24 protein-coding genes are annotated in these 25,544 nt (G+C 42.5%); 12 read left to right on the top strand and 12 right to left on the bottom strand.

The genetic code is table 11. The features are described 5' to 3' along the window. Positions 1-14: 14 nt before the first annotated feature. Entirely contained in the window at positions 15-1,643 is a 1,629-nt protein-coding gene (locus CL181_RS06335; protein ID WP_176505096.1) for a S8 family serine peptidase, read from the bottom strand. A 51-nt stretch (positions 1,644-1,694) separates the two neighbouring features. Here CL181_RS06335 and CL181_RS06330 point away from each other — a divergent pair, with 51 nt between their 5' ends. Both CL181_RS06330 and CL181_RS06325 read left to right on the top strand, forming a co-directional pair. Continuing rightward, positions 1,695-2,234, top strand: coding sequence for a DUF531 domain-containing protein (locus CL181_RS06330; protein ID WP_097298462.1), 540 nt, complete (start codon positions 1,695-1,697; stop codon positions 2,232-2,234). Positions 2,235-2,269: 35 nt separating this feature from the next. Further along, entirely contained in the window at positions 2,270-3,922 is a 1,653-nt protein-coding gene (locus tag CL181_RS06325) for a thiamine pyrophosphate-binding protein (RefSeq protein WP_141398816.1), read from the top strand. Between the two features lie 168 nt (positions 3,923-4,090). On the opposite strand, the gene CL181_RS06320 is transcribed toward CL181_RS06325, so the two are convergent. Continuing rightward, complete coding sequence (locus CL181_RS06320) at positions 4,091-4,381, bottom strand: hypothetical protein (protein WP_141398815.1); 291 nt, start codon at positions 4,379-4,381, stop codon at positions 4,091-4,093. Between the two features lie 153 nt (positions 4,382-4,534). Between CL181_RS06320 and CL181_RS06315 the strand changes: the two genes are divergently transcribed. Beyond that, the gene (locus tag CL181_RS06315) at positions 4,535-4,930 is read left to right on the top strand and encodes a BBE domain-containing protein (protein ID WP_217993106.1); all 396 of its coding nucleotides are present in this window, start codon (positions 4,535-4,537) and stop codon (positions 4,928-4,930) included. 119 nt (positions 4,931-5,049) lie between these two features. Here CL181_RS06315 and CL181_RS06310 read toward each other — a convergent pair whose 3' ends face one another. Further along, a complete protein-coding gene (locus CL181_RS06310) occupies positions 5,050-5,313 on the bottom strand; it encodes a DUF3303 domain-containing protein (protein WP_097298458.1) in 264 nt (87 codons plus the stop codon). Positions 5,314-5,751: 438 nt separating this feature from the next. Here CL181_RS06310 and CL181_RS06305 point away from each other — a divergent pair, with 438 nt between their 5' ends. After that, positions 5,752-6,693 (top strand): NAD-dependent epimerase/dehydratase family protein, encoded by a 942-nt coding sequence (locus tag CL181_RS06305; RefSeq protein WP_097298457.1) that lies wholly within the window; start codon positions 5,752-5,754, stop codon positions 6,691-6,693. Further along, positions 6,693-7,733 (top strand): 60S ribosomal export protein NMD3, encoded by a 1,041-nt coding sequence (locus CL181_RS06300; protein WP_097298456.1) that lies wholly within the window; start codon positions 6,693-6,695, stop codon positions 7,731-7,733. The genes CL181_RS06305 and CL181_RS06300 overlap by 1 nt, the downstream gene beginning before the upstream one ends. A gap of 14 nt (positions 7,734-7,747) precedes the next feature. Here the strand turns inward: CL181_RS06300 and CL181_RS06295 are convergent, their stop codons facing one another. Then, positions 7,748-8,101, bottom strand: a complete 354-nt coding sequence (locus tag CL181_RS06295) for a DUF6516 family protein (protein ID WP_097298455.1) — start codon at positions 8,099-8,101, stop codon at positions 7,748-7,750. Next, positions 8,098-8,394: a hypothetical protein gene (locus CL181_RS06290; protein ID WP_097298454.1), complete on the bottom strand. Its 297-nt coding sequence runs from the start codon at positions 8,392-8,394 to the stop codon at positions 8,098-8,100. The genes CL181_RS06295 and CL181_RS06290 overlap by 4 nt, the downstream gene beginning before the upstream one ends. 358 nt (positions 8,395-8,752) lie before the next feature. On the opposite strand from CL181_RS06290, the gene CL181_RS06285 reads away from it, so the two are divergent. Further along, on the top strand, positions 8,753-9,013 hold the full coding sequence (locus tag CL181_RS06285; protein WP_141398814.1) for a hypothetical protein: 261 nt from the start codon (positions 8,753-8,755) through the stop codon (positions 9,011-9,013). Between the two features lie 78 nt (positions 9,014-9,091). Here the strand turns inward: CL181_RS06285 and CL181_RS06280 are convergent, their stop codons facing one another. The 4 genes from CL181_RS06280 to CL181_RS06265 all read right to left on the bottom strand — a co-directional run bounded on the left by CL181_RS06280 (position 9,092) and on the right by CL181_RS06265 (position 17,502). Next, positions 9,092-13,630 carry an ammonia-forming cytochrome c nitrite reductase subunit c552 gene (locus tag CL181_RS06280; RefSeq protein ID WP_097298452.1) on the bottom strand — a complete coding sequence of 1,513 codons (4,539 nt, stop codon included), beginning with the start codon at positions 13,628-13,630 and terminating at the stop codon, positions 9,092-9,094. 334 nt (positions 13,631-13,964) lie between these two features. After that, a complete protein-coding gene (thiC, locus tag CL181_RS06275; protein ID WP_097298451.1) occupies positions 13,965-15,230 on the bottom strand; it encodes a phosphomethylpyrimidine synthase ThiC in 1,266 nt (421 codons plus the stop codon). After that, positions 15,227-17,053 carry an ATP-binding protein gene (locus tag CL181_RS06270; protein WP_097298450.1) on the bottom strand — a complete coding sequence of 609 codons (1,827 nt, stop codon included), beginning with the start codon at positions 17,051-17,053 and terminating at the stop codon, positions 15,227-15,229. The genes thiC and CL181_RS06270 overlap by 4 nt, the downstream gene beginning before the upstream one ends. Positions 17,054-17,268: 215 nt before the next feature. Further along, complete coding sequence (locus CL181_RS06265; RefSeq protein ID WP_097298449.1) at positions 17,269-17,502, bottom strand: ribbon-helix-helix domain-containing protein; 234 nt, start codon at positions 17,500-17,502, stop codon at positions 17,269-17,271. 100 nt (positions 17,503-17,602) lie between these two features. Here CL181_RS06265 and CL181_RS20200 point away from each other — a divergent pair, with 100 nt between their 5' ends. From CL181_RS20200 to tatA, 4 genes are all read left to right on the top strand, one after another. Beyond that, positions 17,603-17,740 (top strand): hypothetical protein, encoded by a 138-nt coding sequence (locus CL181_RS20200; RefSeq protein WP_176505095.1) that lies wholly within the window; start codon positions 17,603-17,605, stop codon positions 17,738-17,740. A gap of 96 nt (positions 17,741-17,836) precedes the next feature. After that, entirely contained in the window at positions 17,837-18,733 is an 897-nt protein-coding gene (pdxS, locus tag CL181_RS06260; RefSeq protein WP_097298448.1) for a pyridoxal 5'-phosphate synthase lyase subunit PdxS, read from the top strand. 364 nt (positions 18,734-19,097) lie between these two features. Then, positions 19,098-19,412 carry a twin-arginine translocase TatA/TatE family subunit gene (locus CL181_RS06255; protein ID WP_097298447.1) on the top strand — a complete coding sequence of 105 codons (315 nt, stop codon included), beginning with the start codon at positions 19,098-19,100 and terminating at the stop codon, positions 19,410-19,412. A 2-nt stretch (positions 19,413-19,414) separates the two neighbouring features. Next, positions 19,415-19,726, top strand: coding sequence for a twin-arginine translocase TatA/TatE family subunit (gene tatA, locus CL181_RS06250; protein ID WP_097298446.1), 312 nt, complete (start codon positions 19,415-19,417; stop codon positions 19,724-19,726). A 7-nt stretch (positions 19,727-19,733) separates the two neighbouring features. On the opposite strand, the gene CL181_RS06245 is transcribed toward tatA, so the two are convergent. Next, a complete protein-coding gene (locus CL181_RS06245; protein WP_097298445.1) occupies positions 19,734-20,144 on the bottom strand; it encodes a DUF1699 family protein in 411 nt (136 codons plus the stop codon). Between the two features lie 237 nt (positions 20,145-20,381). On the opposite strand from CL181_RS06245, the gene CL181_RS06240 reads away from it, so the two are divergent. Continuing rightward, entirely contained in the window at positions 20,382-20,951 is a 570-nt protein-coding gene (locus CL181_RS06240) for a class I SAM-dependent methyltransferase (protein WP_097298444.1), read from the top strand. Positions 20,952-20,999: 48 nt separating this feature from the next. Here CL181_RS06240 and CL181_RS06235 read toward each other — a convergent pair whose 3' ends face one another. Continuing rightward, positions 21,000-22,319, bottom strand: a complete 1,320-nt coding sequence (locus CL181_RS06235; protein WP_097298443.1) for a 4Fe-4S binding protein — start codon at positions 22,317-22,319, stop codon at positions 21,000-21,002. A 1-nt stretch (position 22,320) separates the two neighbouring features. Next, a complete protein-coding gene (gene hdrA2, locus CL181_RS06230; RefSeq protein WP_097298442.1) occupies positions 22,321-24,663 on the bottom strand; it encodes a CoB-CoM heterodisulfide reductase HdrA2 in 2,343 nt (780 codons plus the stop codon). Between the two features lie 206 nt (positions 24,664-24,869). Here hdrA2 and CL181_RS06225 point away from each other — a divergent pair, with 206 nt between their 5' ends. Then, positions 24,870-25,154 (top strand): DUF504 domain-containing protein, encoded by a 285-nt coding sequence (locus tag CL181_RS06225; protein WP_097298441.1) that lies wholly within the window; start codon positions 24,870-24,872, stop codon positions 25,152-25,154. The last annotated feature ends 390 nt before the right edge of the window (positions 25,155-25,544 follow it).

Raw genomic sequence — 25,544 nt, 5'->3', positions numbered from 1 at the left:
TAAGTAATAAGGCACTAAATAGTTATCGTTCCGCTAATGTTACCTGTTGGCTTCTTCAAAAGTTCAATATCCTGAACGACTTCAGCGTTTATTACTGGCGATACCATGATCGTTCTATTTGTATAATATGTCGGCAGGAATGTCGCCGTAAGATTATATGTACCCGGGGTAAGGGCAAATGAATAGAACCCGGTTGCATCAGTCATTGTTGAGATGCTGGTATTAGTGGAGATCATCACTTCTGCAATACCTGTTTTATCAACACTGTCCATCACTGTACCGTTAATGAAACCCAGAGGAGGTGGGACCAGTGATTCTATCGCTGCAAATACATCAATCCTGCCTGCACCGTAATTATTGTCTTTTCCTGCCAATCCCTTATCTACTGATGTATTTTCAAGTATGCTTTTTATCTGCGCAGGTGAAAGAGTTGTTCCAAGTTGTCTCGCAGCTTGCAAGAGTAGAGCAGCAGCGCCGGATACATGGGGAGTTGCCATGGAGGTACCTGACTTTATTGTATATCCATTTGAAAGATAATACAATGAAATGATATTGATACCTGGAGCACTTACATCCGGTTTTGTCAGCACTTCCCCATCCACAGTGATAGGTCCTCTGCTGCTGAAATAAGCTATTACATCAGAGCCATCAACAGCTCCAGCCGCAATTACATTTTTTTCTCCCCCCGGATAATTTATTGTTCCCGGATTTGGACCGTCGTTCCCTGCTGCTGCTATCACCACGACTTCCATATTTATTGCATTATTGATCGCCAGATGTATCGTATTGGAGCGTGCAGTATCTCCAAGCGACATACTGATAATATCGGCGCCATTCTCAACCGACCATTGAATTGCATCTACTATATCGCTATTAAAACACCATCCACCGCTATTGCATACCTTGGCTATGAGCAAACTCACATTCGGAGCCACACCTGTCGTCGTCCCGCCAGCGCCATTCCCACCCACTGTCCCGGCAACGTGTGTTCCGTGACCGTCGTCATCCGCAGGATCGTTATCATTATTGACAAAATCGTATCCTTTTATGATCCTTCCCACGATATCAGGATGCGCCGCATATATCCCTGTATCAAGAACAGAGACGTTTATGCCCGTGCCGTCAATCCCGGTTTCCCAGGCATTTGTTGCATTGACCTGTTTTATTGCATTTGTTGCGCTGTCTATCTGCCCCTGTGTGACCCGGGTTGAAAGAGAAGAATCTTCAAGGATATGAATTTCGGAATCAAGTTCTATACTATCAACATCATCCCTTATTGAAATAGCCTTGATAACCCCTGGTGATGCGTTCACCGCTATCGAATTAACGATCCAGAATTGTTTTATTTTATCGGCCTTTCCCTTCACCTTTTCATCTTTCAAGAAACCAACAAGCTGCTGCTGGCTGCTTGAAGCATGATTTTTCATTGAATTTATTGTCAATTCTTTTGATTTAATTGGAATTACAGGTTTATCTTTGAGCACTATTATCACTGGCACTTTCTCATGAGTTAGCATGAGTGATTCAACCTGAGGAGAAATTTTATTATTAACAGCCCCGGCAAATACTGAAAATGCTATCAATAATAATATCAAGGCCGCTGATATCTTTACAAAAAGGATTATTTTATTTTTCAGGAGCATTTTTAGATTATACATAACTTTCAAGTATTTTGATTTTACTATTAACCAGGTATGCTAACTCTTGGAATTGTGAATACCTATGATAAAATAAAGATACATGAAGCTCATTACCGCAGTATTGCAAGGGCAGCGCCTATCGCTTATGCTTTCGGTTTCAATCTAGCGCTTTTTGATTTCCCTTTCAAGATGAGCGCAGAAGAACTTATGAATTTTGTAAAAGACAAAACAACTATCGGCGGCTCAGGAAAATATCTTGCAGAGCTATTCGGGACTGGCAGGTTTTTCGTATTTGACCTGCCTGAAAAAGGGTTTCAGCCGCAGTTTGGCTCTCCTGTCGTAACAACTTCACACCCTTACAAGAAAAAAGAGATAGCACTCCCTGCACTTGTTGAACAAATAACCAGGAAAAGATCATTTCTTTTCCTTATTGGATTAGGACATAAAGGACTTCCGTCTGATCTGTTTGAGATGGCGCAATATCATCTGGATATTACTTCAAAAGGCGTATCACTTGAAACCTGTACTGCGATAGGGGCTGTCCCTGCCATTATTTCAGGGCGCCTGGCAGGAATATCAAGACAAAGTATATAATCTTTCATTTCCAATGTTTGAAAGGGGGAAACAGAGTGAAAGAAAATACAATTGAAAAAGCGCAAGTTATAACAACAGTAGCTGACAAGATAATCGAACAACTTGCAGCTACAGGCGTAAAATTTGTTTTTGGTATTCCCGGAGACTCGAATCTCCCGCTTGTGGAATCTATCAGGAAGCAGAACAATATCAGATTCATTCTCACAAGACATGAGGGGACAGCGGCTTTTATGGCAGGAGCATACGGAAAGCTCACCGGGGAAGTGGCTGCTTGTTTATCTATCGCAGGTCCGGGGGCAACAAACCTGATCACGGGCCTTGTGGATGCCACAGCAGATGGGGCTCCTGCACTTGCGCTTGTGGGCCAGATATCACAGGTGCTGCTTGGAAGTGAGCATCTCCAGGAAATAGACGAGATAGAAATATTTGCCCCTTTTACAGTTTATCACGAGACTATAGCAAAGCCAAAACAGGCGATCAGGGCAACGATCATGGCGCTTAAGAATGCATATTCCCACAGGGGCGCAGCGATGTTAAGCCTGCCTACTGATATTCTTTCTGAAAAATCAGACGATAAGATATGGCTGCCGGATGAACATATTTTTAAAACGGGTATTGTCCCGTCAGACACAGACATCGATTCCGCATCTATCACGATCAATAAAAGCAAGAAACCGCTTCTCTTTATTGGTTGGGGAGCAAGGGATGCAAGGGAAGAAGCCATAAGATTAGCCGAAAAGATCAAATCCCCCATAGCCACAACCTCACGCGCAAAAGGAGTGATCCCTGAAACACATCCCCTTGCAGTTGGTGTTCTTGGGTCTCTTGGGACATTATGCGCTGCACAGGCCGTAACAAAATCAGATCTAATCATTATCGCGGGTTCAAGTTTCAGAGAAAAGAATCTATTGCATGGTATTCCTGTGATCCAGATAGATATCAACGGCGTGCATCTTGGTAAAAGTTTCCCTGTAAAAGTGGGTATGGAAGGGGATGCAAAGCTTGCTCTGGGAGAACTTGAGAAAAAGGTGAGCAGGAAAATCCCGGATAAAGAGTACTTTGAACATATAGGAAAACTAAAGGAGGAACAGTTGGCTGATATTAAAAAAGATGCCATGGATACCTCAGTACCAGTTTCTCCTGGTTATGTCATCCAGGCAATAAAAAAACACGCAAAGAAAGATGCTCTCATAACTGTAGACAGTGGAGATCATACCTACTGGTTTTATAAAAGATACCTGTGTGATGGTGAACAAACGTTATTCTCCTCAAATATGGGAAGCATGGCTTTTGCTTTTCCAGCAAGCATGGCAGGCCAGCTTATTTATCCTGACAGGCAGGTCATCTGCATTACAGGTGATGGTGGATTTGCCATGTTGATGGCGGATTTCACGACTGCTGTTTTTAACAAATTGCCTGTTAAAGTGATAATATTCAACGATGGTATGTTAAAGAATATAAAAAAAGAGCAGGAGATGTACGGTTATAAGGCATTCGGGATTGAATTTATTAACCCTGACTTTGCTGATTTTGCAATATCATGCGGAGGAGAGGGTTTCAGGGTAGAGCGTCCTGAAGAGCTTGATAGCGCTATTGAGCAGGCATTTTCATCGACAAGGCCTTCTATTGTTGATGTTGTGATCGATAAAGCAAAAATGTTAATGCCTGTTATCAGCACAAAGACATAATGGAGGAGAGGATTGGCTCAAGAACTCCCGAAAACCCTGCTCCCAACATCGGTATAGGAAGAGTATTTCCAAAGTAACCTTAACCTCCCCCCAAGTGTAAAACCAGTATTCTATATTAGCACCATCGCCAATCATTCAACTGGTCTTGAGTTATAGTTACTTTTCGTTCTACATCTGTGCCAATACTTTAACAAGAGGATGTACAGGCTGTTGGTCGTTGAAACTGATACCAGTTCTTTCCTTAAAGGTTATTCTTGATTCCGTTTTTGCCTTCCTTGATTCATCGGCACGTTCTAAAATTTTCCTGGCGCTTGTGGAATAGTAATCCTCTTCGCATTCACAGCATTTTACATATGGCTGACCCTTATCCACTGAAACATGGAAATAAAAATTTTCCAGATCACTATTTCCACATACTTTACACGGAATGAATTCTTCTATTATTTCACTAACTCTCATAATTATCCCCAATATATTAGTGGCCATCATCATATAAATAATTTATTGCTGTTTAAATGGCACGATCCAGATAGAAATTAAATTATCTTACCCCATGCCTGGAGTACTCGATCGCCGCTGTCCTGCACGGTTGTATCTCACCTTGGGGGCGCCTTGAGCCGCGTCGACAGGGATGAGACAGCCTTTGGAGACCGGGATGGCCTATGCTCTATCAATATCAATGCAGTGTGGTCAGACCCGCTGGAATCTGATGAGCACATCCGGTGGACACATGAGTTCTTCGCATCCACAGAACCATTCTCGACAGGCGGGGTTTATGTTAACTTCCTGGGCAATGAAGGAGAGAAACGGGTCAGGGCTGCTTATGGTGAAGCAAAGTACAAACGGCTCACTGCGCTGAAAAACAAATATGATCCAACGAATCTTTTTAGCCTCAACCAGAACATCAAGCCAGGGAAGCGAAAACGCAAAGGTGCCGACTGTATCTTAATGTTAATCCTTTACATTAGCTACAAGCGCAAAAAACTCGGGGGCGCTCTGGATTGGTAGTATAATGAAGGCTCGGAGCTTTCGATTCATAAGTCAGATTATAGGCTGTATCAAACCTTAACACGCTCGCCTGCGATAGTTTATGTAGGGCGTAAAAAAGAAATAAATAAAAAATCTACCTACATTCTGTCCATAATTTCTAATGCTTCTTCAAGCGGTAATGCAGGAGCTATATGGGGCACGCCGATTTCTCTAAATGGATAGGTTATCTTTAGTATTGCTTCTTCGTTTGGGGCATCAAATATTGCCACAGAGATATGCCTGCCTATCAAGAGATACCTGTTAATCAATTTCACTTCATCTGGATATTTAAATTCTTTCCAAAGTTCCATGAGTTTTGATGTAGTCTCCGGATTCCACTTGAACCATAGTACAAATAACATTCACTTACCTCCCATAATATGGATGCAATTAAGCGATATAAATACGTTGACATTATCAGAAACATGAGAATGATTCCCAAAAATTATAGCATAAGATTTCAGGTTGTGCTGATTACTAAAAAGTGCCCGGATTTTGTTTTGTATATCTATTTTTCAGACACTTTCTAAAAGATGTTCAATATTGTCTTGGCAATTTGTAGACTCATTTTTTTGATTCATATTTTCTCACTTTTGTACTTTTTGTGAGTATTATATATTAATAGTGTAGTATTTTATATCAATCAGAGATATATGTAAATTGAACTTCCATCAAAAAGTTTATTATATTATTATTCTGGGATAAACACCCCACAATTTGAAACCTTCTTGCTATCCCCCAAAATATTTATCCTTCCAAACCCCAACTTTAGCACATAATTGAATTGAGGTCATAATATAATGCATAAAATAATAGTAACAGGAGGAGCGGGTTTCATCGGAAGCCATGTAGTAGACAAATTACTGACAGGCGGAAATGAAGTCACAGTTATTGATAACCTGAGTTCCGGGAAAATGGAGTTTCTTGAACATCATATTCCTGATAAAAATTTCAAATTCGTTAAACTCGATATGCTGGAACTTGAAAAACTAACACACGCCATCAAAGGCGCTGATTTCATATATCATCTTGCGGCAAATCCCGATGTGCGCCTTGGGGCGCAAAATACAAAAGTCCATCTTGAGCAGAATATCATCGTTACCTATAACCTGCTTGAAGCGATGAGGATGAATAAGCAGCAAAATATTGTTTTTACATCCACATCAACAGTATATGGCGAGGCATCAATTATACCCACACCTGAAAATTACGGGCCTCTTGTCCCGATATCATTATACGGCGCCTCAAAACTTGCATGTGAAGCGCTCATCACTTCATATTGCCATACATTTGATATGAGATCCTGGATATTCCGTTTTGCAAATATCGTGGGCGAGCGGGGAACACACGGGATAATAATAGATTTCATTAACAAGCTCAGGAAAAATCCGGAAACTCTTGAGATACTTGGTGACGGGCAGCAGCGAAAATCTTATATCCATGTTTCTGATTGTGTGGATGCTATTTTATTTGCAGTTGAGAACAGCCATGAAATGGCAAATATATTCAATATCGGTTCAAATGATACAATAAATTCAACCGGAATTGGCGAGTTGATCGTTAAAGAAATGGGATTAAAAGATGTTAAATTCACATATACAGGCGGGAAGCGCGGCTGGAAAGGAGATGTGCCAAAAATGCTTCTTTCCATAGAAAAATTGCAGCAGCTGGGATGGAAACCCAACAATAATTCCAAAAGCAGCGTAAGCGCTGCGACAAGAAGTACTTTAGGAAAAATATAATGGCAACTTTATTCTGTCCAAAATGCGGTAAAGATACGGATGTTTTTTTTGAAAACATATGCCTGGAATGCTTCACGGGAAACAGGACCCTGATCGAGTGCCCCGCAGTCCTTTATTCGCGCATATGCCGGACTTGCGGTTCCGTGTTCAAGAAAGGTCGATGGTCATCAAGGGAGGATGAGGAAAAGACCGTCCGGGAATGTGTAAATGAGTCACTAAAAATAGACAACGATGCTGATGACCTGAAATTGACAATAACACCAAAGTTCCTTGATTATTCAAGATACAGGGTACATGTAGATGCAAGCGCTAAAATCAAGGATGCATCGGTCGAATCTTCGCTTGATACGGAGATGAGGATCAGCTGGGAGACCTGCGATACGTGCAGCAGGATATCCGGGGGTTATTTTGAGGGCATTGTCCAGATACGCGCGGATAAACGCCTCCCGACGAGTGAAGAACTTAAAAAATGCACACAGATCGCGAAAGATGTTTCAGAACGCTCACGGGAAAAGGGCGACAGGCTTGCATTCATTTCACAAACTCTTGATCTTGAAGAAGGCATTGATTTTTATGTGGGCTCAATGAAGCTCGGAAAGCAGATTTGCAGGGCGATCATTGAAGTTTTCGGAGGAAAATTCCTGGAATTTCCCAAGCTCGTGGGACAGAAGAACGGCGTAGACCTTTACCGGATCACGTTCGCCCTTCGGCTTCCTGAATTCGTCAAAGGGGATATTATAAGCGTTGGAGATAAAGTCATTGAAGTCCAGAACTGCGGAAAGCATGTGAGCGGCCTCGACCTTGAAACAGGAAAAAGGTTCATGGAAAATTTCAATGACCTGATAGACGTAAAGAAATTAAGCAGGAGACTGGATGCGGTTCCCGCGGTACTGGTTGCGGATGAGGGAAGCACGATACAGGTCATGGACCCTGAAACTTATGAGTCAGTTACCATCAAAAGGCCGGAATTCCTGAGTGCAGAGCCGGGGAATGAAGTCAATATCGTTAAAACCGCCAAGGGGATTTTTGTTGTGCCTTGATATTTATTTCGAGTTCAATAACCACAAATCCTCTTAATCTCTGCAATAACATCACTTACAAACATCTCTTTTGATTCTACTGGTTCTTTTTGATCATCAACATGTGCATGGAACGGATATGTCCTAACATTTTTCCAGTGTGGGGCATTGTCCCATCGCTTGATTATTCTGACCCCTTCTTGCAGATGATATGAATATCTCCTGAAATCTGCTCCGATACTTTCTGTTATCTGAAGCATTTGACCATTCTTAAAATATGCTCTGGCTTTTATCGATTGGACCGGTGGTTCTATATTGATATCAAGTATTTTGAAATTATCAATAAAGTCGCATTCGGATAGTATCACAATTATATGTGATACTGTCATGCAAGTTTACTCCAGTACTGATATGCTTTGACATAACTTTCCCACAAAATATAGTCATCCCATTCTTCAAAATTCTCTTCACTGGCAGCTTTTATCTTAGTTTCGAAATCGGAAAAATCCATATGATACTTATTTTCCATATTTTCTATTTTTTTATGGTATTGTTCCAGTTTATATTTCGCCTGATCATGAACAAGTGAAGATATGGCTTCCTGCTCATCCCTGTATAATCCGATCTTGATCATATCCTCGATTGGCTGAAAAATACTCCGCTGGATTTTAACATATGACATAATTACTTAAATTTGTTTTTGGAACTATATATTTTCTCTTGTATTAGTTTAAAAGTTAAATGATGAGATTTTATAAACCATTCCCGCCACCCATATTCCCCTTCCTCCGCATTGCCGAAACAATAATTGCAGGCACTGTGATGATCGCAGAAAGAATGCACCTGTTACACCACTCGCAAAAGCAACTTGTACTGATACAGGCATACTTCCTCCACCCACGACGAACATGTTCATCATCTGTTGTATAGAGATCGCTCTCATTATCAGGAGGCATCGCTCTTCGTCTCTTGGAATTCGTGAAGGGGGATATTATAAGAGTGGGGAAAAAGTTATTAAAATCCAAAACTGTGGAAAGCATGTGAGCGCCTTCGACCTTGAAACCGGAAAAAGGTTCATGGAAAATTTCAATGATCTGATAGTCGTAAAGAAATTGAGCAGGAGACTCGATGCAATTCCCGCAGTACTGGTTGCGGATGAGGAAAGCACGATACAGGTCATGGACCCTGAAACTTATGAGTCGGTTACTATCAAAAGGCCGGAATTTCTGAGCGTGGAGCTGGGGAATGAGGTCAATATCGTTAAAACTGCAAAAGGGATTTATGTGGTGCCTGGGGTTTAGCTTAGATTATTTTTTTTCATTTTCGGTATCACCAAAAAATTAGAAAAGGGATTATATTATTCCCTTTTCTTTATTTATTTAATTAGGCAGCCATGGCTTTCCTCCCCAAACCAGGCTGTCCTTGTTTGTACCGGTCAATGTATTCATAAAGAGCCAGTATCCCTGTCCCTTATTCAATGGTGTACGAGCTGTCAGATCATCGCCGACAGTGTAAGTCCTGTGGGGATTCTTATAGGATATCAGGTATGAATACAGCGGTTTTCCACCTGCCTGGAGGGGCTGGAAAAGCAGGCCTGCGTCCAGTTCTCTATTCTGCTCCTGCTTACTTGCAACGACCCCGATAAGATTCCAGCCTTCAAAGAGGTCCCTGCTTGGCGGTACGGATCTGATATTCGTATCTGCAATGAATCCAATACTCTGGTTGGGTGCAGTAACATTGATCCAGTACCCATACAGGGGTTGCAGGTCAGCGGGCGTGGAGAAGGTCTTATTTCCAGGATCGTATCCGGCAACTCCGTTGTTCTTCACGTTCTTCAGTATCAGGCCAACACTGCCCGGATCTGCGAAGTTCGGGACAGATATTAAATTCCAACCCGGATCCAGGTCAAATACCATATCTGCGAATGCGATCTCTGTGCTGCCTGTTATGCTGCCGTTTGTTGCTGTAACCGTTACGAACTGAGCCATATTTGAAGTCACTGGCAGGATAGCTATCCCATTGCTGAATGTTACGTTTGGCTGATATATTACAGCGCTTGCATTCTTGCTTGCATTAACAGTTATATTCGCCATTCCATTAAAGGTCGTATCTGTTACATTAGCATTTAGAGCTTTTATTGTTATGGTTATGGTGCTTCCTTTCAGTGCAGCAGTTTTACCGGGTGTTAGCTCGAAGGATGTTACATTTGGTTGCTGGGATATCATTGCATTTGTGAAGTTCCGGTTCATCATGTCCGAACCTGCGATGGTGACTTGCATAGACATCGCAGATACGTTTGTCCATCCCGGCTGCATCTGTTCTGCAACAGTATATGTGCCGCCGGGCAAATTCATGAACTGGTACATGCCGCTGGCATCGGTTACACTGTTCTGGACTGTACTATCTGGTTTTGTTAACATGATGGTCCAGTTCGCAAGACCCGTTCCGTTGCTATCGAGCTTGAATCCCGAAATCTTGAATGTTTCTCCTGGCTGCACCTGCCTGTTAGTGATGTTCTGATTCATCACATCTGCACCGTTTATAGTGACTTGCACAGGCATCGCAGATACATTTGTCCATCCTGGCTGCATCTGTTCTGCGACAGTATATGTGCCGTTTGACAAATTCATGAACTGGTACATGCCGCTCGCATCTGTTATATTGTTCATGACTGTGCTATCTGGTCTTGTCAGGATGATATTCCAGTTCGCAAGACCCGTTCCATTGTTATCGATCTTGAATCCTGAGATGTTGAATTCCTGGGTCACTGGTACTACTGTTTTTATCTGTCCCCGAATCTCGCCTCCGGGGTTCTGAACAGTATGCACATTAGCATATGTATTACCAGCCGTCATATTATCTATCAGAGCGCTAAGAGGCATTCCTTCAAGTGGACCTGTCAGATTTTCTGCCGTGATATTGCCCTGCGCAAGTACGCCGTCGAAGCTGTCTGTTTTCGTTGGTCCGGGATAAAGTAATGCCACTACCGGGCCATTCTGACCTGCCGGTGCAAGATGGATGTGTGATGCTGTGGCATTCATTATATTGGATACGACCACAGTGAAGTGCACAGTGTCATTGTTGAGGATAAATGTGGCCTGGCCCCGGGCCTGTGTGACAACTGGTGGTACTTCCTCACTGCCTGAGAGGTTAGCGATGAAATCTGGAGTTGGGACAGGTATCGGATTAACAACCCAGGTCCATTTTTGCATCGCACTTCCATTGGCATTCTGAGCAACAGCAGTCACATTCCATGTGCCCTGGGCTGCGCTGGAATTGGAATATGACGATGCAGTTACATTTGTTTCATTGGTTACTTCCGTCTCATTAATCTGCCAGGATACGTTCACGGCCTGGTTAACCGTAATGTTAAATGTTCTGGTGGGACCTCCAACAACCTCAATCACTGTTGGCGTTGTCGGAGAAAAGCTTGTTATGCTTAGATTTCCTGGCCCTGTTAACCCAAGAGCTTGTACGGCATCATTTGCCTCAGTTGAGGATTCATTGAGCATATTGTTTACTTTCACTGGATTATGCACACCCCAGCTTCCTTCTGATGACACCATCTGTAGCTTCCAGTACGCATCAGCGATCATATTACGGCTCTGGTTCTTCTCACCTGTAAAGGCATTAATTGTTCCCAATGCATCCATTACCGTCGTGTTTGTGGCATTCCACTTTGCATGGGTATCTGCCTGTATTTTCTCGATTGTGGTACTTAAATTACCAGGTTGGATCCCGGTTGTGTGGCACCCTGCGCAGGTAGTGTTGCTCTGCAATAAAGAAACGTTCACTTTGAAAGAATGACCTTTCACCTTCTGGCTGTCAGGCAGCACCATCTCGGTCAAATTCATCGGGTCGGTTACCTTTGTTGCCATGTGGCAAGAAATACATTCGAATGCCAGGTTTGTCTGCTTCCATGAGCCAACAAAGATATCCTTTGCCGGCCAGCCGTGCGGTAGTATTGGCGTTGTATCATTTGTATTGTTCCAGCCGGGTCCTGCCCTGTAAATTCTGGGATTATCATTCGAATGACAGTTGCCACATAACTCTGTTGTGTTTGCCATCATGGAATAGTTTGCTTTGTATCTGGTTATGGCATTAGTTGCATTATATACCGGGATCGCGTCTCTATTATACCATGCATAGGCCTTTCCGGTCTTATTAAGCCAGTCGCCCATGTCGTGGATGTTATGGCAAACTGCACATGTAATACCATTAAAATCATCCGCAGATACCATTGCTCTTTCATTTAAGGGGTTCCAGTTGGACGGTGAGTGGCATTTGCTGCAAGAGCTTTCTCTTTCCCTCGGAACACCGGTGCTGTTGATGTAAAAACCACCATTCGCTTTTTCATTGTGTAAGCTTTGCCTCCATTCATTTACCTCAGGGACCAGTGAAAATATACTATGGTTCAAATTCTGATCACTTGTTACATGGCATTCTGTGCCGCGCGAACAGGTCTTTGATGGGAAGTTCACTTCATCCTTTACATTAAAGGAGTGATTCTTCTGGGTACCTGACATGTGGCAGTCGGTGCATGTAGCAGGCTGAAGTCCTAATCCTGGATAATTTAACCTCGCATGTGTCAGGTTCACTTCAGCTATATGAGACAATCCATGTTCATAATGGCAATTGGAGCAGAGTACTTCTGAGATCGGACCTGTCACTTCTATTGGTCCGGGGTAGCTATCATCAATTCTGTCGGTCGGTATCAGTGCTGGAGTATTGAGAGTATCATAGACATCCTTTTCTGAGGTCAGAGTACCTGTTGGGCCGCCTGTAACAAGAAGCCTGCTGGCAGTTGAATTAAATAAGCTGTTCTTTGCATCCTTTACATCGGCATATGAGGTTTGATTGAAACCTCCGGGCGAGAATAGCTCTCTATACTTGTCATCGCTTGTATTATGGGAATTGTGGCAATTTGCGCATACTACATTTATAGCTGTAGTGCTTGTTACAGTTCTATTCCTGGCATAATCGAACGGAGAATGACACCTGAGGCATGTTGCAGGTGCTTTAAGCGGCGGTGAATGGGCACTTGACAGGAATAGCCCCTGCCTCGTTGAACCGTTATGGCACTCCAGGCATAGCTGTTCAGACACATTAGCTTCTACCTGATGTCCGTTGCCTGCAGGGCCGTGGCATCTCTCGCATGCAATGCCAGGCTCACTCCATGTCCCCACTATACCCGGAAGGCCGCTCTGATTACCATTGCTTGCATTATACCCTGTAGTATGGCAACGCCCGCATGTATACTGGCTGGGGCCATAATCCATAGATGTCCCGTTTTCAGCAAAGAATCTCTTGAACAAATATCCGGATTCGTTCAGGTATCTCATTTCCTGTTTTCCCACTATCACATAGGACATATTCGTCCAGGTTAAATTCGGTGGAGTTGGAAGGCCCATGTCCTGGGCAGTGCTGTTATCTGTCAACATTACGCGGTGCATTGTGCCACGCCAGTTATCGAACTTGAGCCTGTGGCAGTTTTCGCATGTTGTTGATTTCAGATACGTTGCCGGAGCGCCAGAGATAAAAGTGAAATCACCGGCATTGACATCCACATGACAATTAGAACAGGCTGGTGGTGCAAGCCTTGCTGAAGCTAACGTGGTATCATTGTACCTGTGCGTACTGTTATAAAAAGAACCATTAGACGTTAGCGGAAGAAAAGCAGTTGTTAAATTTGTATGGCAGTTAGTACAACTCGCAGCTGATGTTATCGGTTCTGTCAGGCCATCAAATTTGTGATTATCTTCAAAGAAAATACCATTTGCATTTAATGTGGGTGGAGACGGCGAGTGGCAAAAACTGCAATTTGTGCCTGAATACGCAAAATGCGCGCTTCCTTGCCCCGCCAGCGCCAGAAGTATTACAAATATTCCTATTCCGATTAAAATTTCCTTATTCCCCATAATTCATTTCCTCCCTTGTCGATTTATAGTAACTATGTCATGCTGGCATTGAATTAATTATCATGAAAATTGAGTCGTGAAGTACTACAAATTCCCCTGAACCAACACAAACTCCAACTCTTATGTATCATAAGTTTTCCTTACTAATATGTTTTACGGTTACTTATTTTATATTTTATGAGGGTTTTTCTAACATATAAAAAACACATATATTTCTGGGTATTACTATTAAATTCTTCGGATATACTTATCCTCGTATAATAGTACACACCACCTATAGGGCCTGTTATCGCAAGACCGATCGCCCGTAGGAGGATATCTTAATTTTGAAAAGTTATTTTTTCATCACTTTCCTCATCATCTTGATCGAGCACAATTCCCCGCACATGCTGCATGTATCCACGTTCTTGCTTCTTGCGTGTATCTCTTTTGCTTTATCCGGGTCTATTGCATTCCTGAACTGCCCGTTCCAGTCAAGGTCGCGCCGCGAAAGCGCCATCTTGCGGTCATGGGCGCGCGCCCGTTCCCTGACCCCATCCTTTGTAAGATCGGCAGCATGCGCCGCAATTTTTGTGACGATGGTTCCTTCTTTAATATCCTCAACACCGGGGAGGGCCAGATGCTCGGCAGGCGTGGTCATGCACAGGAAATCCGCGCCATGCATTCCTGCGACCGTCCCGCCGATGGCGGCTGTAATGTGGTCATATCCAGGCGCGATATCAGTGACAAGAGGACCAAGAAGATAAATGGGTGCATTTCCTGTGAGGTGCTTCATTGCAGTTACGGAAAGTCCGATCTCATCAACAGGAACATGACCCGGACCTTCAACAATTGTCTGTACACCCGCTGCCCGTGATCTTTTTACAAGTTCACCAAGGATTATGAATTCCTCGAATTTTGCCCTGTCCGATGCATCGTTTATACAGCCGGGGCGCATGCCATCGCCAAGGCTTATGGTCAATTCGTATTCCCTGGCAATTTCCAGAAGGTAATCATATTCAGAATAAAAAGGGTTTTCCATGTTATTATGTTCCATCCAGGATATAGTAAAAGCACCCCCGCGGCTCACTACATCAAGTATCCTGTCGCTGTTTTTCAGGCGCTCAAATGAGGATAATGTTACGCCTGCATGTATCGTGACAAAATCAATTCCATCTTGCGCATGTTTCCTTACTGCATTGAACATGTCATCAGAAGTCATATTCTCAATACTTTCGCCCGCAGCCTGGTATATGGGGACAGAACCTACAGGTACGCTCACTGAATCCATAATACGCCTGCGGATAAGGTCAAGGTCTCCTCCAGTGGATAAGTCCATTATGGTATCTGCACCGTATTTTTCTGCTGTCAAAGCCTTTTCAACTTCAACTTCAATATCAACATTATCCCTGGATGTACCCACATTGGCGTTAATCTTTGTCCGCATCATTTTACCTATGCCAATCGCCTCTGATCTGCTCTTCAAATTCCGGGGGATGACAATTAACCCCTGAGCAAGAAGTTTTCTTACAGTCCCGGCATCAACCCCTTCTTTTGCCGCTACGCTTTTTATCTCTTTTGTTACTATCCCGGAGTGTGCCATTTCCATTAAAGTTGTCATTTCTTCCTCGATCCGAACATTTTGCGATAAATACTTGTTTCGCGTTTTCCCTTCTTTCGCTCTATTTGCTCTTTGATCTCTTCATGTTGCTGGGGCTGTTCGGTCTTTTTTGTTTCTATTTTTGTTTCGATAATTGTTTTAGCCTTATTAATAATAGCCCTGGGAGATTCGATAATATTCCTTGCATTGTCAATCATCTTTTGGGAATCAATAATTGTCTTTGGATTACCAATAATCTGAGGGTCATTAACAGGTCTTGCAATATCCGACATTTTTGAGTCCATAATCGATCTCGATTTATCATCAATTCCTGTCGATACAACTCTTGTCCCTGGAGTTTGATCAAGGGGATCTTTGACGACTGGAACACTTGCTCCACCGTGTTTGCTTTTTCGCGTCCTTATATCAACAAGAATGGGGCGCTCGATGTAAGTGCTTACGATCATCGCCACACCAGGTGAAAGGCTTTTGATATCATCTTCAACATCCGAGCCTATACCTTCAAGACCTTTGCTGATGGCCTTCAAGTCATTTGGGTTTGTCACTTTCATTATGATCTGTGTATTGCATTGCGAAAGGATATTCTTGTCAACACGGGCAGGACGCTGCGAAACAACCATGAGCCCAAGCCCGAATTTTCGCCCTTCGGAAGCGATCGTTCGAAGAATATCTGTGCTGACAGTTCTTTCAAATCCTTTTTCAGGACAGAAATTATGCGCTTCTTCAATTACAAGCATGCACGGGGGAACGGTATTGAGTTTTCTTGCATCGAAAATATCAGCACATAATTTCGCCACGATCATAGCCTGGAGGTCCGGATTAACGCCTTTCATATCGATTATCGAAGCCCGTCCATCCTGCACAAGCTCGTTGATGGTAGTTGCCTTATCTGCAAGAATCCCGGTTTCCCGAAGCGTTTCAAGCTTATTGATCACATTCCATTTGGCTTTGCTCTTATTCTGTCCTACTTCAAATATTATATCATCAATAGTATAATTCTGTTTTTCAACTTTTAGTTTTGAGACCGCCTCGAACAAAATTCCGGTCTCGTTCTGGGACCGTTCATCAGAGAAAAACTGCGATAATTCCTTTATACTGAGATTAATGCCGTTTAACCTGAAAAGAGAATCCGCAGAAGGATTCAGTACATTATTCGCCGGAGTATAAACGGTTACCTGCGACGCATACCCTTTTGGCGTTATCCCGTACCGTTCAAAAGATGAAGGTTTATCATCATTCGGAAGTTTAAGTGTTGCATATTCCCCGTGAGGGTCGATGATCAGAAGTGGAACGCCCTTATCGAGAAGCTCTTCAAGAATTACGCCTCCTGTATAGGATTTACCTGCCCCTGTTTTTGCAAGGATGCTGCAATGTTTCTGCACAAGGTTATTTGCATCAAGATTTACCCGGACACTTTGCCCGTCAAGAAGCCCGATATAAACATCCCCGCGCATAAGACCAAGCGTCTGTTTTATCAGGACATCATCTGCCTTGAAGATTTTATCACCCGGACTGAAAGGTGATTTTGGGACGCGAAGCACACCGTCCTTATCCCGCACACCTATTACTGTAGCATCAGCGATAATATGTTCATCCATATCGCCTATTTTTGATGTGCCCTCAGCAGCGTCCACAGCTTCTTCTACTGAGAAATCTTCGCTTGAACTTGTGATCGTTGACACCTGTGCAAGCGCCCAGCCATCCGATTCATGCCAGACCTTGATATAGTCAGCTCTCCTTGTTGCCAGGCTGTCAGAAACAGCAAACCTGAAGCTTGTTGAACTTGTCTTTCCGAATATTACGCCTATTGAGTCCTTCGCCATTGTGTATCAAAATTAATTCAATTATGTATGAGGCTTTCGATATAGACATTTATTTAAACCTGGATAGTAAACTGGCACGAATAATGATGCAATAATATCAGGTGAGATTTTTTTGAATGAATCTTTGAGAGTTCTTGCTGGATGCTTTCAGGCATCTGGAGAAGGAAATTACAAAAAATAAGAACCCCGATAAAAACATTTCTCAACATAACGGTTCACTCATTTTTTCTTTGATATACTTTACCATGGCTTTCAGCCACCGCCAGGCTTGAGTCCTGGGATGGCTTAACATAAACCGTTCGTGCAAGGGGCTTTTCATTCTCAATTAATTGCTGGAGGGCAAATTCGATAGCATGAGTTCTATTTGCAAATCGCCTTTTTTCAATCTGTGTATCCATCCATTTTAATAAATCCTCATCAAGAGCAATACTCGTTTTGATTTTAGCCATATTATACGTTATCCATAATACCGCAAAGTATTTAGTGATTCATTACCCTATTATACCCAATAATACCGTAATGGGGTACAATTTGAGGGAAGTGATCTACATGGTAATACTTGAATCCAGAAATGAGAGAGTAAGACTACTCAAAAAAGGGTTTACAGGTAAGCAAATAGAGATGCTTTACGTGATTCTCAATTCCCTTGATGTCATAAGTGTAGACTGGCAGGAGTTTGAAAAATAAAATAGCAACACTTTATGGAGAGTGATCGAGATGAAAATATCTGCAATTTAAAAACGGCGCAAAGTATATCTGATATAATTAAGAAGTTAGGACGTTATGCAACTTGAAAATCTCAGACACGGTACTGAACTTTTAAAACGTGGTTTTGCAAAAATGCAAAAAGGCGGCGTTATTATGGATGTCACAACACCCGAAGAAGCACATATTGCAGAAAAAGCCGGCGCTGTGGCTGTCATGGCGCTGCACCAGGTTCCTGCGGACATACGAAAATCCGGGGGAGTTGCCAGGATGGCTGACCCGCAGGTTATTGCGGCAATTATTGATGCTGTGACCATACCTGTTATGGCAAAAGCAAGGATAGGGCATTTTGTTGAGGCTGAAATTATTGAAGCACTCGGCGTCGACATGATAGATGAGTCTGAGGTTCTTACACCGGCAGATGAGATGTACCATATCGATAAAACAAAATTCACAATACCTTTCGTTTGCGGAGCCCGGGACCTCGGAGAAGCACTTCGAAGGATCAACGAAGGCGCAGCGATGATACGAACAAAAGGTGAAGCCGGAACTGGCGATGTGAAAGAAGCAGTCCGGCACATGCGTGCCATCATGGGTACCGTACGGGAGCTAAAAGGCAAAGATTCGGAGGAATTGATAGCAGTTGCCCGGAAAATAGAAGCGCCAATTGAGCTTGTAAAAGAGACTGCACAGCTCCAGAGACTTCCTGTCGTGAACTTCGCAGCTGGCGGAATAGCTACGCCGGCAGACGCGGCTCTAATGATGCGGCTTGGGGCAGATGGTGTTTTTGTAGGTTCGGGGATCTTTAAGGCAGAAAATCCCGAAAAGATGGCTTCTGCAATTGTCGAAGCTGTCAATAATTATGATAACGCTTCCGAGCTTGCCAGGATATCAAAGGGGCTTGGCGGTGTAATGAAAGGTATTGATATAAGGAGTTTATCTGATAAGGAAGTTCTCCAGGCAAGAGGATGGTAAAGTCTTATAGCATATTACTAATATTTCCGTAAATTGTAAATACAATCCCAGCTTATTTGATGAAATCGGCTCTTCCTTAAAATATCCACTAACAACTGTTCTTGATTGGCTTATCCGCCTTCAGTCAGAAGGGCTATCAAGAAAATACAGCAAAAAGCAGCCAGGCAGATTGAAGAGATTAACAGGCAAGCAGATAGAAAAACTTAAGCATATCCTTTCAAAGTCGCCTCAAGAACAGGGTTTTCCATTTATAATCAGGGAAACAAAACTTGTTATGTAACTTATATTTAGTAGTTATAGCCATTTTTGGATGGACTCCACTTAATGCAAAGATTTAAGTGTTGAACAAATAACATTAATATTTATGGGACTAATCGGACCTTCTGAAATGATTGTGATATTAGTATTAGCTATAATTTTTTTCGGACCGGATAAAATTCCGGAATTAGCCAGATCGCTGGGAAAAGCAACTGGTGAATTCAAGAAAGCGCAAATGGAAACCGAACGAGAAATTAAAAAAGTTGGCGAACCAATGGATGAGAAAGATACAAAGATCCACAATTTAGCAATTGAAATGGGCCTGGATGTAAAAAACAAGACCAGCGAGCAGCTTGTTGAAGAGATACGATTAAAGGTCAGATCAAAAGAAACAAAAATCCCCTCAAATATTGCAGGATAATTATGGCATTCAGTCCAATTGAAATAGCATTAATCGCTGTAATAATAATCGTACTGTTTGGTGCGAGCAAGATCCCTGAGCTTGCCAGGTCACTTGGCAAGGCAACAGGTGAATTCAAAAAAGGAAAGAATGAGATCGAGAATGAATTAAGTGATATCAATAAACCCGGCAAAGAAAGTAAACCTGCTGAAATTTCATCCTCTAAGATCAAAACTATGGCAAAAGATCTTGGAATTGCAACCGAAGGCAAAAGCGATGAGCAATTGCTTGATGAAATACAAAAAAAGATGATAAAAATAGAAAAAAAGGTTTAAAGATTTTTTATTTCTTTTTACCCTTTTCTTTTAACAGGAATTTTAATAGATCTTTACTTAGGCGTGTTTCTCTTCCAAGCCTGTCAAGCACCGCTGATTCTGACAAACCTTCGGATTTAAGCTCTTCCATCCGTTCGAATACTGCTGGTTTGACTTCCGAATATTCATTGATGTCTTTCCTGTGTCCCCAGACATCTCCTTCAAGAAGGGAAATTCCCTGCATTTCCAGGAACATCCTTGTTGAACCTGAAATGGTCTTGATGTACGAGCTTGGTACATGAATTGCTTTAACGTTCGGGCATGTTTGCACCAATGCAAAAATATCTTTATTTGATGGCCTGAAAGCAAGATGAATTATTTTTTCCCCAGCCCCTAATGTTTCAATTTCTTCTTTTGAACTTACTACTCGAATCCTCATATTATTTTACCTCTATGCTTCTGGATATATAATCAATTCACATATTGCAATTAAAATGATCCATCACACAATATCTATAATGTATTTTCACCCTATAAATAATCTTCGTTATTTAAATGATATTTAGAATAAGTCATATAAATGAATCGTTAATTATCAACTCTGATCCGGTTGCAGAAGTTCTGTTTCCCTATAGAGAAATCATTAAGCATATACACGTTCATCTTTAATAAGAATATGGTTCATAAATTCGATGTTAAAAAAGCTGGTATTCTTGATGATCCTGAAAGAAATCAAATCTTAAATCCGGAAATTATTCTTGACAAGTTGGAACTGACAGGAGAAATGGTAATTGCAGATCTGGGTTGCGGCACAGGATTTTTTTCCATTCCAGCATCAAAGCGTGTTAAAAAGGTATTCGCACTGGATATCCAGCAGGAAATGCTTGACATCCTTCTGGATAAAATAAAAAAAGAAAAAATTACAAACATTCAAACCCTGCTCTCAGAAGAATCTTTTATCCCGCTTCCCGATGATTCTGTAGACATACTTTTAATGGTCAATGTTTTTCATGAGCTTGGAGATAAGTTGTCCATATTAAAAGAAGTAAAACGTGTTATTACAAATAAAGGCCGGCTAATGATCATAGACTGGGAAAAAATTGAAATGGAAATTGGCCCTCCCTTTGAAGAACGATTTGATGAAAAAGAGGTAATCGATATATGTTTTACAAATGGATTTAAGATCCTTGAACAATCGTATGCCGGACCATATAACTATTTGCTGGTCTTTGGAAATTCGGCTTGAGAAGCCTGAAGAATCATCATCAGGCGATCAATACAATTAAAGAATCAATTATTGTTCATCTTTTTTCATCCGTTTCTTTATTTCCGCCAATGCCGTCTCAGCGTCTTTTCTTTCCCATGCATGCCTTACCTGTTTGTTTCCAAGAATTGATGACATTTTTTCAATCCTTTCATCCACAAGTTTCCTTAACACCGGATCAATAACAGGCTTTACTATTGCAGGTTCAACTTTCTTTTCTTCTTTTTCCACATGCAGCGAGCGCGATACATCAGGACGTCCTCTCTCTTGTGTGGTCAGGCTTGCAATCGCTTTTTTCCAGTCTTCTGACCAGGCTGTATCGGTTACAGGTGTATATTTTGCTAATTTTCGCTTTACTCCTATTGCTTCAACATGACATGCTTTCTCACAGGCGCCGCAGTAGGTGCAAAAATCCTTTACTACATCTATTTTCTTATCCTTCGGGATGATCCATGCTTTCGAAGGACAGACATTAAAACAACCGTGGCAGCCAACAGGGTCGCAGCCTTTGAGTTTTTCATCAATCAGCTCTATTTCGCCCTCAAATGGTTTTGAAACATGTGCCGCATCGTACGGGCATACCGCCTCACACCAGCCGCAACGGGTGCATTTATCATTATCCACTTTGATGGTACCTGTGATTTCGGGAGCAATTTTTTTAATTTCTTCGTCGTTAAAATCTCCCTTTACTTTTATTGCATCTTCAGGACAGAAGGGCACACAGATGCCGCAGTAATCACATTTTGCCTTATCAACAACAAGATCCTCAAAAGGCATGAGGTCATCTGCTTTTGCTTTTTTCTCAACAAGAATAAAAGCAGGGCACAACACCGCACAGGCGCCGCATAATGTGCATTTTTCCATGTCCACTATGATCTCTCCGGTCTTTCCCTCTTTGAATGGCGCAAGTATCTCTTTTTTCGCAAATGCCAGATCAATACTGATAGCTTCTTCCGGGCATGATTTTTCACATATCAGGCAGGGAAGACATTTATCGTTGAACACAACTTTCGAATCAAGATGCGGAAACTCTGCAAGCTCAAGAATGTCTTTATCATTAATGTTCATCCTGATCGACCTGACAGGGCAGAATGCGGCGCACATACCGCAAAAAGAACATCTGGTATGGTCAATGATAACAGGCGGTGCGTCCAGTCCTGTGGCTATTTCTATAAGCGGCCCGGGCTCAATTGCTTTTTTGGGGCATACCTGGATACATAAACCGCAGCCATTGCAGCGTTTGTAATCATAATCAAGGAGTTTTTTTGATTTCACTGTTTTCTGGGTGAAGAGAAAATGCGAATCTCTGACATCGCTTTCCACTGTAACATTGAGTTCTTCTTCGCTCATGCTACTCCTGCTTAAGCTCGCTGCCTATTGGTCCTATTTCTTTTAACTGCTTTACGAAGTCCTCCACTATTCCGGCAAACTTCAGACCTTCGCTTGCTGCTATCCATGCCACGCGGAAACGCCGCTCATCAAACCCAAGGTCAACAAGTATCTTTCCAAGTACGTTCATCCTCTGGACTGCACAAATGTTCCCGATAGTATAATGGCATTCCCCCAGCCTGCATCCTGAAACAAGAACACCATCCGCTCCTCTTCGCAGGGCTTCAAGGACAAAAGACGGGTTGATCCTTCCTGCACATAATACCCTGATGTTCCGGATGTTGGTCGGATACTGGATTCGCAGGCTTCCTGCCAGGTCAGCTGCCGCATAACTGCACCAATGGCACAGGAACCCGACAATTAATGGGAATTCGCTGCCCTCTTTTGTTGCCTCTGTTATTTGCGACAGGATCTGTTCATCCGTATAATTCCTGATCTGGATAGCGCCATTCGGACAGGCTGCTGTGCATGCTCCGCATCCCCGGCATGCTACTTCATCAACGCTTGCTTTCCTGTCTGTCACCTTGATGCGTCCGAAATCGCATATTTTTTCACATATTCCGCACCCGTCGCACAGGTCGGGGATAACATAAGCACTCGCTGGTTCTATATCAATTTCTCCTTTATAAAGAAGACTTAATGCTTTCGCAGCAGCTGCAGTGCCCTGTTCGATCGATACCTGTATTTCCTTGGGACCGCTTGCGCATCCTGCAATGAAAATACCTTTCGTGTGCGTTTCCACCGGGCGCATTTTTGGATGGGCGCTCTGGAAGAACCGGTCAGGACGCGTGGAGAGGTTCAGCATTTTCCCTATTTGCCTGGAATCTTTATCAGCTTCCATACCTATGGCAAGCACGACTAAGTCTGTGATGTCGCTGCATTTCTCACCAGAAAGAGTATCTTCATAATGAATTATTGTTTTTCCATCTGATTCCTCAACTTCAGCAACCCGCCCGCGAACAAATGTTACGCCCAGTTCCTGTGCCCGTTTGTAGTATTCCTCATACATCTCTCCACCCGCGCGTATGTCGATGTAATGTATCGATATCCTTGCATCGGGATATTTTTCAGCAAGTTTCATGGCATTTTTTATCGAAGCCATACAGCACACCTTGGAGCAATAAGGGTTTCCCACCTGTTCGTCACGCGAGCCCACACAAAGGATAAAAGCCGCACTTTTTATATCTTCTCCTGTGGATGGCGATACCACTCTTCCATGCGTGGGGCCTGCGGCGCTTAGCATTCGTTCAACTTCAAGGTTGGTTACAACATTTTTATATCGTCCGTATCCGTATTCTTCCTTTCTTGCTGCATCAAACGGCTGGTATCCTGTAGCAACTATAATGGCTCCGACATCGAACTTGAAATCTTCGGTTTTCTGGGTAAAATCCACTGCTTCAGCAGGACATGCAAGCCTGCACAGGTCGCAGCCAACGCAGTTCTTATCAATGCAGGCTACAAGAGGAACAGCCTGGGCAAAGGGAATATATATGGATTTTCGCGCGCCTATCCCGTAATCGAACTGGTTGGGAACATCAATCGGGCAGACTTTTGCGCAGATATCGATGCAGCCTTTGCATTTCCTGGGGTCAACATACCGCGGTTTTGTCACACCTGTTATCAGGTAATTTCCTGCCCTTCCCCTTACCCCAGTTATTTCAGAATTTGTGTAGAGCGTGATATTTGGATTGTTCTGGACATCAGACATCTTAGGAGCAAGAACGCACAGGGAACAATCATTATTGGGAAAAACCTCATTCATAAGGGCCATTTTCCCTCCGATTGTTGGTTCTCTCTCAACGAGGTGGACTTTGACCCCCATATTTGCAAGGGTCAATGCAGCCTCGATACCTGCCACTCCTGCGCCTATCACAAGGACATCCTTATTTGCAGGAACTGTCCTCTTTTCAAGTGGGGAAAGAAGCGCTACTCTTGCAACCCCCATAGCCACTAATTCCTTTACCTTCTGCGTTGCCAACCCGTTCTTGTTTGTATGAACCCAGGAGCCCTGCTCCCTGATATTTACCATTTCAAGAAAGTGCTTATTGAGACCGGATTGTTCAAGCACGCGCCTGAATGTGACCTCATGTAGGCGTGGGGAGCATGCAGCCATAACTATCCGGTCAAGTTTTTCTTCAAGGATATCCTTTTTTACCTGTTCCTGCCCCGAATCCCCGCATGCAAATTGTATGTCACGGGCTACAACCACATCCTTTAGCATAGAGGCGTGTTTTCTGACCTCTTCAACGTCTATAGTCCCTGCAATATTTGACCCGCAATGGCAGATGTAAACACCTATTCGCATTCAGTTCTCCATATTCATAATGGTTATTCGTGATATATAAGCTTTGGTCAAGATAATTCTCATCATGATGTTATTATTATTCATCTTTTCGTATGTATAATCCATCATGACGTAAATAATTTTATCATCATTTAGTTCCAAAACTTACTCTTATCTTACCGCCTGTCATAATATCATGTAAAGAGATTCTATTGAGATTTTATTTTATGTTCCGATCAAAACATCCGAGGGATATATTTAATGAGATAAAATGGAGGTTCGATCTTTCAAAATGTATGATTTATTATATCCACAGGGGTGCTCCGGGAGATCTAAAAGTAGTAAATGGCAGCATGATCAAGAGTATTGGGAAGTCATTTCTGGTTCTTCAGGGGATCGTGGAAGATGCGTATATCCCGTACCACAGGATAACCAGGATAGAGTTTAATAATCACACAATATTTCAAAGAATAATTAGACCTTTACCCAAACGAAAGAATATAAGAATTTAAAAACTTTAAAGTATTTAAATAAGCAGATTATTATTCATAATTTTTCATAATAATAGGTGTTTTGATTACTTAACTACATCAAAAGTGAAGTTGTGAAATTAAACACGATGATGTAGTTAAGCAAGCAAGTTCATATGAGTTTCATGAATATAAGGGTGATTGTAACCTCCTATAGAACGAGCATTCCAATATAATGAGGGTCCACATCATGCGAAAGTCAATATAATAAAAAAAGGTTTTCAATATCGTTAGGGATTATAAAGTTGGTTTGTATCCAAAAGCATAGATTACGAAGGAAAAACCGTCTTTGATAGAAAATCCGTGAACTACCCCACTCTTTCGGGCTGGGGCTTCCTACGAGTCCTCGCAACCCGTGAGGGGAACTTACGT

It is taken from the genome of Candidatus Methanoperedens sp. BLZ2 (assembly GCF_002487355.1).
In the GTDB taxonomy this organism is placed as follows: domain Archaea; phylum Halobacteriota; class Methanosarcinia; order Methanosarcinales; family Methanoperedenaceae; genus Methanoperedens.
Note: the sequence above shows the minus strand (reverse complement) of the source record. Positions and strands in the feature narration are given on the sequence as shown.

Excerpts from the sequence above, each read along its gene's own strand:
- CL181_RS20200 (WP_176505095.1), top strand. The coding sequence starts at position 17,603 with ATGGTAATACTTGAATCCAGAAATGAGAGAGTAAGACTACTCAAAAAA.
- thiC (WP_097298451.1), bottom strand. The coding sequence starts at position 15,230 with ATGACAACTTTAATGGAAATGGCACACTCCGGGATAGTAACAAAAGAG.
- CL181_RS06330 (WP_097298462.1), top strand. The coding sequence starts at position 1,695 with ATGCTAACTCTTGGAATTGTGAATACCTATGATAAAATAAAGATACAT.
- CL181_RS06235 (WP_097298443.1), bottom strand. The coding sequence starts at position 22,319 with ATGAGCGAAGAAGAACTCAATGTTACAGTGGAAAGCGATGTCAGAGAT.
- CL181_RS06295 (WP_097298455.1), bottom strand. The coding sequence starts at position 8,101 with ATGACAGTATCACATATAATTGTGATACTATCCGAATGCGACTTTATT.
- CL181_RS06270 (WP_097298450.1), bottom strand. The coding sequence starts at position 17,053 with ATGGCGAAGGACTCAATAGGCGTAATATTCGGAAAGACAAGTTCAACA.
- hdrA2 (WP_097298442.1), bottom strand. The coding sequence starts at position 24,663 with ATGCGAATAGGTGTTTACATCTGCCATTGCGGGTCAAATATTGCAGGG.
- CL181_RS06305 (WP_097298457.1), top strand. The coding sequence starts at position 5,752 with ATGCATAAAATAATAGTAACAGGAGGAGCGGGTTTCATCGGAAGCCAT.
- tatA (WP_097298446.1), top strand. The coding sequence starts at position 19,415 with ATGGCATTCAGTCCAATTGAAATAGCATTAATCGCTGTAATAATAATC.
- CL181_RS06240 (WP_097298444.1), top strand. The coding sequence starts at position 20,382 with ATGGTTCATAAATTCGATGTTAAAAAAGCTGGTATTCTTGATGATCCT.
- CL181_RS06265 (WP_097298449.1), bottom strand. The coding sequence starts at position 17,502 with ATGGCTAAAATCAAAACGAGTATTGCTCTTGATGAGGATTTATTAAAA.
- CL181_RS06320 (WP_141398815.1), bottom strand. The coding sequence starts at position 4,381 with ATGAGAGTTAGTGAAATAATAGAAGAATTCATTCCGTGTAAAGTATGT.
- CL181_RS06255 (WP_097298447.1), top strand. The coding sequence starts at position 19,098 with ATGGGACTAATCGGACCTTCTGAAATGATTGTGATATTAGTATTAGCT.
- CL181_RS06290 (WP_097298454.1), bottom strand. The coding sequence starts at position 8,394 with ATGTCATATGTTAAAATCCAGCGGAGTATTTTTCAGCCAATCGAGGAT.
- pdxS (WP_097298448.1), top strand. The coding sequence starts at position 17,837 with ATGCAACTTGAAAATCTCAGACACGGTACTGAACTTTTAAAACGTGGT.
- CL181_RS06225 (WP_097298441.1), top strand. The coding sequence starts at position 24,870 with ATGTTCCGATCAAAACATCCGAGGGATATATTTAATGAGATAAAATGG.
- CL181_RS06335 (WP_176505096.1), bottom strand. The coding sequence starts at position 1,643 with ATGCTCCTGAAAAATAAAATAATCCTTTTTGTAAAGATATCAGCGGCC.
- CL181_RS06245 (WP_097298445.1), bottom strand. The coding sequence starts at position 20,144 with ATGAGGATTCGAGTAGTAAGTTCAAAAGAAGAAATTGAAACATTAGGG.
- CL181_RS06310 (WP_097298458.1), bottom strand. The coding sequence starts at position 5,313 with ATGTTATTTGTACTATGGTTCAAGTGGAATCCGGAGACTACATCAAAA.
- CL181_RS06300 (WP_097298456.1), top strand. The coding sequence starts at position 6,693 with ATGGCAACTTTATTCTGTCCAAAATGCGGTAAAGATACGGATGTTTTT.
- CL181_RS06280 (WP_097298452.1), bottom strand. The coding sequence starts at position 13,630 with ATGGGGAATAAGGAAATTTTAATCGGAATAGGAATATTTGTAATACTT.